Here is a 10,831-nt window from a genome sequence, read left to right as displayed (position 1 = left end):
CAGCCTGACGGCTGCTCCTCAGGATGAGGCCCGAGAGTTTGGGGGAGAGGCTCAGTCCGTCAGCGCCGCTGTCACCTTCTCGTGGTAGCGCTCCTCGGCCTGAGCCACGGGCCAGGGCTCCAGAAGGGCCAGCACCGGGCGGGGCAGGGGTTCGGGGCGTCCGAAGAACTTAATCGCCTCCTCGCGGGCAAAGCCGGCAAGATGCGTCGCCTCGAGGAATGCGGCCTGCCGGTCCGCCTGCTTGATGAACCGCTTGAGGGCCGCAGCGGGCTGGGCCGGCAGGCCGAAATGCAGGTGGATGGCCCCGAGCAGTCCGGCCTCGATGGCCTTGTAGGCATCGCCGATCACCGCCTTGAACGGCGAGATGATGTCGCCGATCACGTATTCCGGCGCATCGTGCAAGAGCACCGCCAGGCGCCACTCGCGGGACATGTCCGGATTGATATGAGCGGCAATCGCCTCAACAAGAAGCGAATGCTGCGCCACAGAAAAGATGTGACCGCCCACCGTCTGCCCGTTCCAGCGCGCGACACGGGCAAGCCCATGGGCGATGTCGTCGAGCTCCACATCGAGGGGCGAGGGGTCGAGCAGGTTGAGGCGGCGGCCGGAGAGCATCCGCTGCCAGACGCGGGGTTCCTTGGCCATCAGCGAGCCTTGGCCAGCGCCGCGCATTCCGCATGGCGGTAGCAGCCGGTGAGATGATCGTTCGTCATGCCCACGGCCTGCATGAAGGCATAGACGATGGTGGGGCCGACGAAATTGAAGCCCTCCTTCTTCAGGGCCTTCGAGATCCTGCGCGAGACCTCGGTCTCGGTGGGCACGTCCTTGCGGGTTTTGAGGTTCGGCTGAACCGGCCAGCCGTCGACGAAATCCCAGAGAAATTTCGAGAAGCTGCCGCGCTCCTGAATCACCAGCCAGGCGCGGGCGCCGGCAATGGTCGCCTCGATCTTGGCGCGATTGCGCACGATGCCGGGATCGAGCATCAGCGCCTCCACCTGCGCCTGATCGAATCGGGCGATCACAGCGGGATCAAAGCCCGCGAAGGCGCGGCGGAAGTTCTCGCGCTTGCGCAGGATCGTGATCCACGACAGGCCCGCCTGAAATCCATCGAGAATGAGCTTTTCGAACAGTGCCTGGTCGTCGAACTCGGGCACGCCCCATTCGGTGTCGTGGTATTCCACATAGAAGGGATCCGTGCCGGGCCACCAGCAGCGGGTCTTGTTGTCGGGATGAAGGATCAGTCCGTCGCTCATGCGACCTGTGTAGCGGGCCTCCCCGGAAACGGGAAGATCCGCTCCTGACGAAATGCGTCAGGACGACGACAGCACCTTCCGGAAATACACCACCCGCTCCGTCTCCTCGAAGCCGAGCGCCTTGTGCATGCTCTGGGACGCCGTGTTGTCGAGGAGGACGTCGGAGGCGAACTCGCTGCAGCCGAGGCTTCGCGCCCAGCGCTCGACCGCCCGGCACAGCAGCCGGGCGAGGCCCCTCCCGCGGTGCTCCGGCTGCACGTAGATGCCCTCGAGAAAGGCCACCGGGGAGGTGGCGCAGCCGTTCACATAGTCATGGCGCAAGGCCGCTTCGGCAAAGCCCGCGGGCGTGCCGTCGGGCAAGCGTACGAGAAGCGCGGTAGCTTCCTTCTGGTCCCAGAGGATGGCCTGCGCCTCGGAGCGGTGGTCCTCCTTCGGGCACTCGGGCCAAAGGGCATGCCGCAGGGCAACCCATTCCTCGAGCGTCTGCAGCATGCAGGGCTCGACGCGCGGTTCAAGATTGTCGGCCACCGGGCAAGGCTCCTCGCGCATCCACCAGATCCGCCATGTGCCGCGAGGCATCGTCCTCGGCAAGGCGCAGGCCCTCCGCCACGCCCTGGCGGTCGGCCTCCGACCGGTTCTGGCTCACCTTCCACTTGCCCTCGATCCGGGTGATCTCGATCTCGATGCCGACGATCCCCTTGAGCTGAGCCGCCACGAAAGGTGCCGGCGCATCGCCCACATTCCAGGGCTCGGGTCGAGCGACCTCCTGCACGTCGGTCATGGCGGTGATCTGCCGGAGGAGCCAATCGGGGTCGTCGACGACGCGCATGCGGCCATAGGCCTGCACGATGGCGTAGTTCCAGGTGGGTACCACCTTGCCGTGCTCGCGCTTGGCCGCATACCAGGATGGAGTGATGTAGGTCTCCGGCCCCTGGAACACGACGAGGGCCTCCAGGTCAGAGTCAAAATCCTGCCACTGGGTGTTCGCCCGCGAGAGATGGGCCTTGAGTGTCCCCAGAGGCGATGCGGAGGCGTCGAGCACGAACGGAATGGGATTGGCCACGAGCCCCGCGCTGCCCAGCGTCACCAGAAGCCCAAGCGGATGGGCTCTGATGAGGGCGTGCTGAACCTCGCGATTGTCCTCACGAAAGTGGGGCGGCTGATACATGGCATTCCCGATCCGATTTGGCCGGGATGCTAGCGGGAACCTTTTGCCGGCACCAATCAAAATTGCCGATGCCGTCCATCACGCGCGGCGATGGTCTTGCTCAGGAGCGCAGCATCCGCAGCTTGTCGGCGAGCTCGGTCCAGCGGTAGGGCTTGCTGATGAAGGAGACGCCCGCGCCGAGGCCCTCGGAGGGCAGGGCCGACATGGGGTAGCCCGAGGCCAGCAGGATCTTGAGGCCGGGGCGCATCTCGCGTGCCTTGCGGGAGAGCTCGACGCCGTTCATGCCGTTGGGCATGATCACGTCGCTGAACATCACGTCGATGGCGGCGTCGCTTTCCAGAACGACAATGGCCTTTTGAGCATCTGTCGCGGTCAAGACGTCGTAGCCGAGACTGTCGAAGATGTCGCTCGCCACCTCCAGCACGGCGGGCTCGTCCTCGACGATCAGCACGGTGCCCGCGCTGTCCTGGGCCGGACGCTCCGTTCCGTCCTCGTCTTCCGACGCTTCTTCGCCGTTCTCCTGGGCCGGCAGCAGCATGGTGATCTTGGTTCCCTCACCCAGAGTGCTGTCGACTTTGATATGACCGCCCGATTGCGTCACGAAGCCATAGACCTGGCTTAACCCTAAGCCCGTTCCCTTGCCAATCTCCTTGGTGGTGAAGAAGGGCTCGAAGACGCGGTCGAGAACCTCGGGCGCCATGCCCGAGCCGGTGTCCTCCACAGTGACAGAGACATAGGGGCCGGGCTTCAAATCGCCGAGAGCCGCATCGTTCTCGCTCACTGTCACATTGCCGGTCGTGATCGCCAGGGATCCTCCCTCCGGCATGGCATCGCGGGCGTTGACGATGAGGTTGAGGAGGGCGGCCTCGAATTGCGGCGCGTCGACCGAGATCGACCGGACGCGTGAGGCAAGGGCAAGCTGCAGCTTGATCAGTTCGCCGCACGCCCGGCGCAGGATCGCCTCGAAACCTCCGATCAGGGTGTTCGGATTGTGCAGGGCCGGCTGGAGAGGCTGGCGGCGGGAAAAGGCCAGCAACTGCTGGGTCAGCTTCGCGCCGCGCTCGGCCGCGCGCTGGGCGCTCTCGATCAGCCGCATGTCGCGCGCATCGCGGGCGTTGCGGGTGAGAAGATCCAGGCTGTTGACGATGATCGTCAGCAGGTTGTTGAAGTCATGCGCAACGCCGCCTGTGAGCTGCCCGACGGCCTCCATCTTTTGCGCCTGGAACAGGGCCGCCTGAGCTTGGGCCAAGGCCTCCTGCGCCTGCCGGCGCTCGGTGATGTCGCGGGTGATCTTGGCGAAGCCGATGATCTCGCCCATGTCGTTCCGGATCCGGTCGATGACGACGCTCGCCCAGAACCGCGTGCCATCCTTGCGCAGGCGCCAGCCCTCGGCCTCGAACTTGCCTTCGCGCGCCGCCGTCTCCAGCGCGCGCCGGGGGAGTTCGGTCGCCTTGTCTTCATCGGTGTAGAAGCGAGAGAAGTGCTCTCCGAGAATTTCGTCCGGCGTATAGCCCTTGATGCGCTGGGCACCGGAGTTCCAGTTGGTCACGCGGCCCTGCGGGTCGAGCATGTAGATGGCGTAGTCGGTGACACCCTGGACCAAGAGGCGAAAGCGCTCCTCGCTCTCCTTGAGAGCTTCCTGCGCCCTCTTCCGCTCGGTCAGGTCGCGGGTGATCTTGGCGAAGCCGATCAGATTTCCATGGGTGTCACGGATCGGGTCGATGACCACGTGCGCCCAGAAGCGGGTGCCATCCTTGCGCAGGCGCCAGCCCTCGGCCTCGAACTTGCCCTCGCGGGCGGCGGTCTCCAGGGCGCGCCGGGGCAGCTCGGTTGCCTTGTCCTCGTCCGTGTAGAAGCGTGAGAAATGCTCGCCAAGGATTTCGTCCTGGGTGTAGCCCTTGAAGCGTTGGGCGCCCGCGTTCCAGCTGGACACGATACCCTTCGGATCCAGCATGTAGATCGCGTAATCGGTGACCGCGTCGACCAGAAGCTGGAAGCGTCCCTCCTGGGAGGTTGAGCCGGTCCCTTGCATGGCGTTCATCAGATTTCCCCAGCAGACCCAGGCCGGCTCTTGCGTCAGTCCGTTCTCGGGTCGATTGGACGTAACGGTTTTGTGAGGATTTCGTTCCGCTTGAAGCTTGGCTTTTTCTCGGCTCAGGAAACGGAGCTTGCCTCACCGGGGAAGGCAAACCTCACCCAGGAGGGCTTTTCCAGCCGCACCGGAATGCCCCCGGCCCTGATGGTCTCCCCTGCTTTGAGGGCATCCTCCGCCCGGTCGAGGCGGATCATTACGAGGCCGCGGCCTTCCGCGCCGGTGCCTGTCTTGCCGAGAAGCTTGTCGCCAGCCGTCACTTCAACGCCGAGATCCGCCGCGAAGCCTCCCTCGTAGACGGCCGGCACGATCCGGGTGCGGGCCGTGCCCCGATGCTGCATGCGGGACACCACCTCCTGGCCCACATAGCAGCCCTTGTCGAAATCGACACCCTGAAGCTGATCCATCAGGGCCTCGTGCGGGAAGGCATCCCCGAACAGGAAGTCGCGCCCACCCTCGGGCACGCCGACCGCGATGCGATGGGCGTGATAGGCCTCGGCCGGATCCTTGGCGAATTCGCCTGAATCCTCGTGCGCCACGATGGCGCGCCAGCCGAGCGCCGGCAACCGGGGATCTTCCGCAACGAGCCCCGCCTCGTCGTCCGGTCGCGGCGCATCCCAGCCGGCAATGACGCCAAGCGAATCGGACAGGTCCTCGACAGCCACCTTCGCGCGCAGCTTGTAGAAGCCGAGGCGCTTGGCGAGATCGGGTGCGTAGACCTTCAGGACATCGAGATAATAGGCGCCGCCGATCTCCTCCGGCGCTTGGAACACCAGGAAGTCGAAGAGGATCTTGCCCTGGGGCGTGAGCAGGGCGCCGAAGCGCGCCATGTGCGGTGACACACGGTCAAGGTCACAGGTGATGAGGTTGTCGAGAAAAGTCTTGGCGTCCTCGCCCGAAACCCTTACCACGCCCCGGTCGGCCAGATGGACTGACGGCATATGCCCCGCTCCTTATCCTGCTGAGCATCGGACCCAAAAGTGGACTCGCACTTTTGGGATCCACCCGATGCTCAATCTATAGGTTGCGCATCGTTGAGGGCGGAAAACCGGTTCCCACTTTTCCGCACGATGCGCTAGAAGCAGTGACATATGCCCCTTCCGCAGCGGCCTCAAGGGATGAGATTGCCATGCCCCAGACCTTCGACCTGATCCTCAAAGGCGGCATCGTCGTCAATCACGACGGACGCGTGGAGCGCGACATCGGCGTGCGCGGCGGAAAGATCGCCGCCATCGGCGACCTGTCGCAAGCCTCCGCCGCGCGGGAGATCGAGTGCCGGGGGCTGCATATCCTGCCGGGTGTCATCGACACCCAGGTGCATTTCCGCGAGCCCGGCCTCGACCACAAGGAAGATCTGGAATCGGGCTCCCGCGCGGCCGTCATGGGCGGCGTCACGGCGGTGTTCGAGATGCCCAACACCGACCCGCAGACCACGACGCCGGAGGCTCTCGCCGACAAGGTGCGGCGCGGCCATCACCGCATGCATTGCGACTTCGCCTTCTGGGTTGGCGGCACCCATGAGAACGTGAACGATCTGCCCGAACTGGAGCGCCTGCCGGGCGCTGCCGGCATCAAGGTGTTCATGGGCTCGTCCACCGGTTCGCTGCTCGTCGAGGACGACGAGGGCATCGCCAACATTCTTCGCCGCACGCGCCGGCGCGCCGCGTTCCATTCCGAGGACGAGGCGATGCTGCGTGAGCGCAAAGGCCTGCGCGTCGAGGGTGATCCGCGCTCGCATCCCGTGTGGCGCTCGGCCGAGGTGGCGCTCGCCTGCACGCAGCGCCTCGTGCGCATCGCGCGCGACACCGGCGCACGCATCCACGTGCTCCACATCACCACCGCGGAGGAGATGGCGCTTCTGAAGGAGCACAAGGACCTCGTGTCGGTGGAGGTGACGCCGCATCACCTGACGCTGGCGGGGCCGGAGGATTACGAGCGGCTGGGCACCTACATCCAGATGAACCCGCCCGTGCGCGACGAACTGCACCGCGCGGCACTCTGGCAAGGGCTTGATGAAGGCATCGCCGACATCCTCGGCTCGGACCACGCGCCGCACACGCGCGAGGAGAAGGACAAGACCTATCCCAACACGCCCTCCGGCATGACCGGCGTGCAGACGCTTGTGCCGATCATGCTCGATCACGTGAATGCCAGCCGCCTCACGCTCGAGCGCTTCGTCGACATGACGAGCGCCGGCCCCAAGCGCCTGTTCGGCATCGCCGGCAAGGGTCGCATTGCGGTCGGCTACGATGCGGATTTCACCGTGGTCGATCTCAAGCGCACCGAGACCATCACCAACGATTGGATCGCCTCGAAGGCGCAGTGGACGCCCTACGACGGCAGACGAGTCACCGGCTGGCCCGTCGGCACGGTCGTGCGCGGCAACGTGGTGATGTGGGAGGGATCGCTGGAGACGCCGTCGCAGGGCGAGGTAGTGCGGTTCGAGGAGACGCTTGGGGCAAAGAGCTGATAGCTGTCTTCAGGGAATAACAGGCACTACACTAGCCTCATCCTGAGGAGGATTGTGGAGCAATCCGTCTCGAAGGACGAGGCGTTTCGAGAGACCTCTGGATCCTCCTTCGAGACGCCTGCTCCGCAGGCTCCTCAAAATGAGGTTGAGTATATTATTGAGCGATCAAATCTTGTCCGCTTCAACCGCCTTGAGACCTAGGCGGCGGCTTTTCGACAAACCTTGAAGAGCAACGAAATCTCCTCTTATCAAGGCTTCTTTCTTGGCTCTCGACCACCCTTTGACCTGTCTCTCATAAGCAATAGCGTCAAGGATGCTGTCGAACTGCGCCGAGTAGACAAGGGCAACAGGTCGTCGCTTCGCCGTGTAGCCGTCAAAGATGCCCTGGTTGTGCTGGCTAACGCGTGTTTCCAGATCCTCTGATCGGCTTGTGCCTGTGTAGTAGCTGCCGTCATCACAGTGCAGGATATAGAACCAGCAGCCATTCATTTGTGCACCTCAAAGACAAACGACGGAGCCTCATCCTGAGGAGCCGCGCAGCGGCGTCTCGAAGGAGGATCCAGAGTGTGCTGGAGACGCCTCGTCCTTCGAGACGGTGCTTACGCACCTCCTCAGGATGAGGCTACAGGGATGCAAGCTGATCGGCTGGATGTGCTCAATGCTTCAGCGACATGGCCATGGAGAACGCGCCCGTGCGGATCTTGTCCGGAAGTGTCGCGGCGTATTCCGCAACGGCATCCTCGCCATAGGTGGCGACGAGCTCGGTGAAGGCCGCGAAGAGGGCGGCCTGGGCCATGCAGTCGCCGTCGAGCCCGTCGAGCTCGGCCTCGGCGAAGGCCTCGGTCACATAGCTCAGGGCCGCCTGCTTGAGGGCGCTGAGGTCGGGCGATTCGTCGAGAAGGACGTCGTTGTCGTTCATGATCCAGGCCCCTTCGAGGGGCGGCGCGCGAGTTCGGTTGAATGAGTCTTAGACATCGCGCCGACCCGCCGCCAGCATCACCTTGCAAGGAGGTTAACGCGAGGGGGGATCGGCCGAAAAATGTGGATAAGAGGCGCGGCTGCAACACCTGCAGGCGGGGGCCGGCCTCCCGATCAGCCGCCGTAGCGCCCGGTGATGCTGCGGGCGAGCTGCTCGCCTTCGGCCAGGAAGCGCACCGAGGCCTCCTGGGCCGATGGCGTACAGATCCGGTAGGTGAGGGCATAGGCCTGGTAGCCCTTGTTGTAGGCGCCGGCGAGGCGCTCCTTGCGGCCCGGCGTCGAACCCTCGGCCTCGAGCAGGATCTGCATGCGCCGGCTCCATTCGGCGGCGTCGGGCGCGCTGCAGAGGGGGCGCAGCATGGCGAGCGACCCCATGATTTCGGCAAGCCGCAGCAGCTCCTTCTCGTAGGGCGCGGGCGGCGGCTCGACCGCGGGCGCGGGTTCCGCCTGCTGCTGCGGTGGCTGCTGTTGGGGTTGCTGAGGGGTTGGACGCTGCGATTGCGGCCTTCGCTGCTGCTGAGGGGCAGGCTGCTGGCGGTATTGCGGCGGTGGGCGGTACTGCGGCGGCTGCCGGTATTGCGGCGGAACGCCCGGCTGCTGGCCCGGCGGAGGGCCGAACAGGCGGTCGAAGAAGCCCTGGGCTGCCGCAGGATCCGGGATGGCGAGCAGCATTGCGGGAACGGCGAGGATGAGGCCCAGGCATTTCACGCCACGCCATCCTCGCGCGCGATCCTGAAGGCCTGCTCCAGAATTCCGGCCAGTCCTGCCGTCAGCGGCAGATCGGCGATGTCCCGTTCCGTGATCCAACGGATTTCCTTTGCTTCCGGACCTGTCTGGGGTTCGCCCGAAGCCCAGCGGGCCGCATGGGCGGCGATGACGACATGATGCCTTATATGGCCTTTCTCGTCCCTTTCAATGAATTCGACCGGGGCGATTAGGCCGATAAGCTTGGCCTCAACCCCCACTTCCTCGCGAAGTTCCCGCAAGGCGGCTTCGGCGAGCGTCTCGCCCACCTCCACCATGCCGCCGGGCAGCGAAAACAGCCCCTCGCTCGGCGGCTTGCCCCTCGCGGCGAGCAGGATGCGGCCGTCGCGGATCACCGCCACGGAGGCGGCGAGAACGGGTCGGGCAGGGTAGAAGCGGTCGCTGGTCATGAAGAATGCTTTTGCTCGGCCGCGACATAGCGGGCGCGGGGGCGGATGAGGGTGGCCTGGCTGCGCTGCTCGATGGCGTGGGCGAGCCACCCGGCCGTGCGCCCGATGGCGAAGAGCGTAAACGCGGCGCCCACGGGCAGTCCATAGGCCCGTTCCATCATGACGAGTGCCACGTCGATGCTGGGCGCGCCGCCGGAGGCGTTCGCGATGGCCCGCAGGGTCGTGGCGTCGGAGGCGAGCAGCGGCACGTTCTTGAGGAGCCCGGTCTTCAGTCGCGATCCGCCATTCCTAGGCCGAGTGCCGACGCTGGGTCTGGTTTGCTTAGGTGTACGAAACTCCATGTTCAGGAAGGCCGTCAAGACCACTTTGGCTTTGCGGCAGCGGACGCTTGCGTTCAACTAACGAGGATATGGCCAAGTTTTAAGCGGCCGTGCTAGATGCGTTACAACTTTCCTCCATGGTGAGGGGCAGCGTCAGGACCAGCGGGGGTGGTCCTGGTGAACATCTGTCGTTTGGATACCAAACCCAAATAATCCCGCCCGGGGCAACGCGATGTTCGAGGTACTCGCCCGATTCTTCCTTGATGAGCCGCCACGCGAAAAAGGCGTGCAGGTGGATCTCATCTACAGCGACCCGGATCTCCAAGCCTTCTTTCTGCTGCTCATGATCTTTGGATCGCTGCTTTTGGCTCCGTTCGTCCCATCCTTATGGCGGATGCAGAGACAAGGGGCAGCCTTCGTATTGGCCATTACGGTTTTCTGTGCAGTGAGCTTTGCTGCAACAGGCATCTTCGCCAGTGGCTTTGCCGGTGGCCGCTATCCGCACCTCCAATGGAGCGCGGGCCAACAGCAAGCCCTGAAGTAATCCTACAGACTGTCCCTGCCTCACGCGGGAGGCGGTCCGACGAACTCAACGCCGTAGCGACCTGCAATCTCCACAATCTGAGGCATGTCCCGCGACGGGTGGAGGCCGAGCCGCTCGACCTCGATGAAGAAGCCGTCTCCATCGCCGGGGGTCAAGGTGATCAGCAATTGCCCCTCGCTGGAGCCGATGTTCTTGAAGGTGTGCGGAGTACCCTTCGGGATCAGGACGGTGTCGCCGTCCGTCAGGTCCTGAGCCTCCCCCTTGCACCAGAAGCGGAATTGACCACTCAGGACGCGGAACAACTCCTGCTCCCTGTGATGCACATGCATCGGAGGACCAGCCCCGGCCGGGACCTTCTCAATCCAATGGGAAAAGGCCCCCTTGGATTCATCGGAGCGGACCAGGAAGGTGCGGGGCAGGTCGAAGGCTTGATTGCTGCTGCCCTCGCCAACCCGCCGGACGAGTGCGCTTTCTCCCGAACCCTGATCCATCATCCCGCCTTTTGGTTTTCATGGCAATTGAAGCCGCTCAAGCGACGCTAGCACGCGAGCTTTGCGATTGGAGAGGGAATTCCGGAGGATGGAAGGCCGTTGCACGCGGAAATCGCGGCGGAGTCGCGGGGCTAGGTCATACCTCCCGATGCTACGAACTGTATCAATCTACCGTTCGGGTGGCGGCTTATCGGCGGCTAGCGGCAGCTTGGGAGGATCGGAATGGATCCACATTGGTTGTTCGATCCTCGCTCATGTTTCTCTCCCCGGATGACCTTACGTAAACGAGGATTGCAACACAGAGGGCGAACAAGCTGCCGATGAAAGGCATGCTGATGAGGGCAATCACTGCTCCATAAGG

The 10,831-nt window shown here is 64.3% G+C and carries 14 protein-coding genes; 2 read left to right on the top strand and 12 right to left on the bottom strand.

Annotation, left to right across the window (positions count from 1 at the left end; translation table 11 throughout):
* Window positions 1–51 precede the first annotated feature (51 nt).
* The 6 genes from JQC81_RS04675 to ygfZ all read right to left on the bottom strand — a co-directional run bounded on the left by JQC81_RS04675 (window position 52) and on the right by ygfZ (window position 5,454).
* A complete protein-coding gene (locus tag JQC81_RS04675) occupies window positions 52–645 on the bottom strand; it encodes a YfbR-like 5'-deoxynucleotidase (RefSeq protein ID WP_203270552.1) in 594 nt (197 codons plus the stop codon).
* Window positions 645–1,253 (bottom strand): DNA-3-methyladenine glycosylase I, encoded by a 609-nt coding sequence (locus tag JQC81_RS04670; protein WP_203270551.1) that lies wholly within the window; start codon window positions 1,251–1,253, stop codon window positions 645–647. The genes JQC81_RS04675 and JQC81_RS04670 overlap by 1 nt, the downstream gene beginning before the upstream one ends.
* A gap of 57 nt (window positions 1,254–1,310) precedes the next feature.
* A complete protein-coding gene (gene aac(6') / locus JQC81_RS04665; protein ID WP_203270550.1) occupies window positions 1,311–1,802 on the bottom strand; it encodes an aminoglycoside 6'-N-acetyltransferase in 492 nt (163 codons plus the stop codon).
* Window positions 1,765–2,421, bottom strand: a complete 657-nt coding sequence (locus JQC81_RS04660) for an FMN-binding negative transcriptional regulator (RefSeq protein ID WP_203270549.1) — start codon at window positions 2,419–2,421, stop codon at window positions 1,765–1,767. Before JQC81_RS04660 ends, aac(6') begins: the two co-directional genes overlap by 38 nt.
* A 100-nt stretch (window positions 2,422–2,521) precedes the next feature.
* Complete coding sequence (locus JQC81_RS04655; RefSeq protein WP_203270548.1) at window positions 2,522–4,462, bottom strand: hybrid sensor histidine kinase/response regulator; 1,941 nt, start codon at window positions 4,460–4,462, stop codon at window positions 2,522–2,524.
* A 113-nt stretch (window positions 4,463–4,575) separates the two neighbouring features.
* Window positions 4,576–5,454 (bottom strand): CAF17-like 4Fe-4S cluster assembly/insertion protein YgfZ, encoded by an 879-nt coding sequence (gene ygfZ, locus JQC81_RS04650; RefSeq protein WP_203270547.1) that lies wholly within the window; start codon window positions 5,452–5,454, stop codon window positions 4,576–4,578.
* Between the two features lie 188 nt (window positions 5,455–5,642).
* On the opposite strand from ygfZ, the gene JQC81_RS04645 reads away from it, so the two are divergent.
* Complete coding sequence (locus JQC81_RS04645) at window positions 5,643–6,983, top strand: dihydroorotase (protein WP_203270546.1); 1,341 nt, start codon at window positions 5,643–5,645, stop codon at window positions 6,981–6,983.
* Window positions 6,984–7,148: 165 nt separating this feature from the next.
* Here JQC81_RS04645 and JQC81_RS04640 read toward each other — a convergent pair whose 3' ends face one another.
* The 5 genes from JQC81_RS04640 to JQC81_RS04620 form a co-directional block, all read right to left on the bottom strand.
* A complete protein-coding gene (locus tag JQC81_RS04640) occupies window positions 7,149–7,472 on the bottom strand; it encodes a GIY-YIG nuclease family protein (RefSeq protein ID WP_203270545.1) in 324 nt (107 codons plus the stop codon).
* A gap of 166 nt (window positions 7,473–7,638) precedes the next feature.
* On the bottom strand, window positions 7,639–7,902 hold the full coding sequence (locus JQC81_RS04635) for a hypothetical protein (protein WP_199046320.1): 264 nt from the start codon (window positions 7,900–7,902) through the stop codon (window positions 7,639–7,641).
* 173 nt (window positions 7,903–8,075) lie between these two features.
* Complete coding sequence (locus tag JQC81_RS04630) at window positions 8,076–8,669, bottom strand: TIGR02301 family protein (protein ID WP_312887473.1); 594 nt, start codon at window positions 8,667–8,669, stop codon at window positions 8,076–8,078.
* Window positions 8,666–9,115, bottom strand: a complete 450-nt coding sequence (locus JQC81_RS04625) for an NUDIX hydrolase (protein ID WP_203270544.1) — start codon at window positions 9,113–9,115, stop codon at window positions 8,666–8,668. The genes JQC81_RS04630 and JQC81_RS04625 overlap by 4 nt, the downstream gene beginning before the upstream one ends.
* On the bottom strand, window positions 9,112–9,363 hold the full coding sequence (locus JQC81_RS04620; protein ID WP_312887472.1) for a citrate/2-methylcitrate synthase: 252 nt from the start codon (window positions 9,361–9,363) through the stop codon (window positions 9,112–9,114). The genes JQC81_RS04625 and JQC81_RS04620 overlap by 4 nt, the downstream gene beginning before the upstream one ends.
* 304 nt (window positions 9,364–9,667) lie before the next feature.
* Here JQC81_RS04620 and JQC81_RS04615 point away from each other — a divergent pair, with 304 nt between their 5' ends.
* Window positions 9,668–9,979 carry a hypothetical protein gene (locus JQC81_RS04615; RefSeq protein WP_203270542.1) on the top strand — a complete coding sequence of 104 codons (312 nt, stop codon included), beginning with the start codon at window positions 9,668–9,670 and terminating at the stop codon, window positions 9,977–9,979.
* 20 nt (window positions 9,980–9,999) lie between these two features.
* Here the strand turns inward: JQC81_RS04615 and JQC81_RS04610 are convergent, their stop codons facing one another.
* Window positions 10,000–10,470 carry a cupin domain-containing protein gene (locus JQC81_RS04610; protein ID WP_210347064.1) on the bottom strand — a complete coding sequence of 157 codons (471 nt, stop codon included), beginning with the start codon at window positions 10,468–10,470 and terminating at the stop codon, window positions 10,000–10,002.
* Between the last annotated feature and the right edge of the window lie 361 nt (window positions 10,471–10,831).

The sequence above is a fragment of the Microvirga arabica genome (assembly GCF_016811235.1).
In the GTDB taxonomy this organism is placed as follows: Bacteria; Pseudomonadota; Alphaproteobacteria; order Rhizobiales; family Beijerinckiaceae; genus Microvirga; species Microvirga arabica.
Note: the sequence above shows the minus strand (reverse complement) of the source record. Positions and strands in the feature narration are given on the sequence as shown.

What these genes read in the sequence shown, in the direction of transcription:
- ygfZ (WP_203270547.1), bottom strand. Translation starts at nt 5,454, where the DNA reads ATGCCGTCAGTCCATCTGGCCGACCGGGGCGTGGTAAGGGTTTCGGGC.
- JQC81_RS04660 (WP_203270549.1), bottom strand. Translation starts at nt 2,421, where the DNA reads ATGTATCAGCCGCCCCACTTTCGTGAGGACAATCGCGAGGTTCAGCAC.
- JQC81_RS04635 (WP_199046320.1), bottom strand. Translation starts at nt 7,902, where the DNA reads ATGAACGACAACGACGTCCTTCTCGACGAATCGCCCGACCTCAGCGCC.
- JQC81_RS04640 (WP_203270545.1), bottom strand. Translation starts at nt 7,472, where the DNA reads ATGAATGGCTGCTGGTTCTATATCCTGCACTGTGATGACGGCAGCTAC.
- JQC81_RS04615 (WP_203270542.1), top strand. Translation starts at nt 9,668, where the DNA reads ATGTTCGAGGTACTCGCCCGATTCTTCCTTGATGAGCCGCCACGCGAA.
- JQC81_RS04670 (WP_203270551.1), bottom strand. Translation starts at nt 1,253, where the DNA reads ATGAGCGACGGACTGATCCTTCATCCCGACAACAAGACCCGCTGCTGG.
- JQC81_RS04655 (WP_203270548.1), bottom strand. Translation starts at nt 4,462, where the DNA reads ATGAACGCCATGCAAGGGACCGGCTCAACCTCCCAGGAGGGACGCTTC.
- JQC81_RS04645 (WP_203270546.1), top strand. Translation starts at nt 5,643, where the DNA reads ATGCCCCAGACCTTCGACCTGATCCTCAAAGGCGGCATCGTCGTCAAT.
- JQC81_RS04625 (WP_203270544.1), bottom strand. Translation starts at nt 9,115, where the DNA reads ATGACCAGCGACCGCTTCTACCCTGCCCGACCCGTTCTCGCCGCCTCC.
- JQC81_RS04610 (WP_210347064.1), bottom strand. Translation starts at nt 10,470, where the DNA reads ATGGATCAGGGTTCGGGAGAAAGCGCACTCGTCCGGCGGGTTGGCGAG.
- JQC81_RS04675 (WP_203270552.1), bottom strand. Translation starts at nt 645, where the DNA reads ATGGCCAAGGAACCCCGCGTCTGGCAGCGGATGCTCTCCGGCCGCCGC.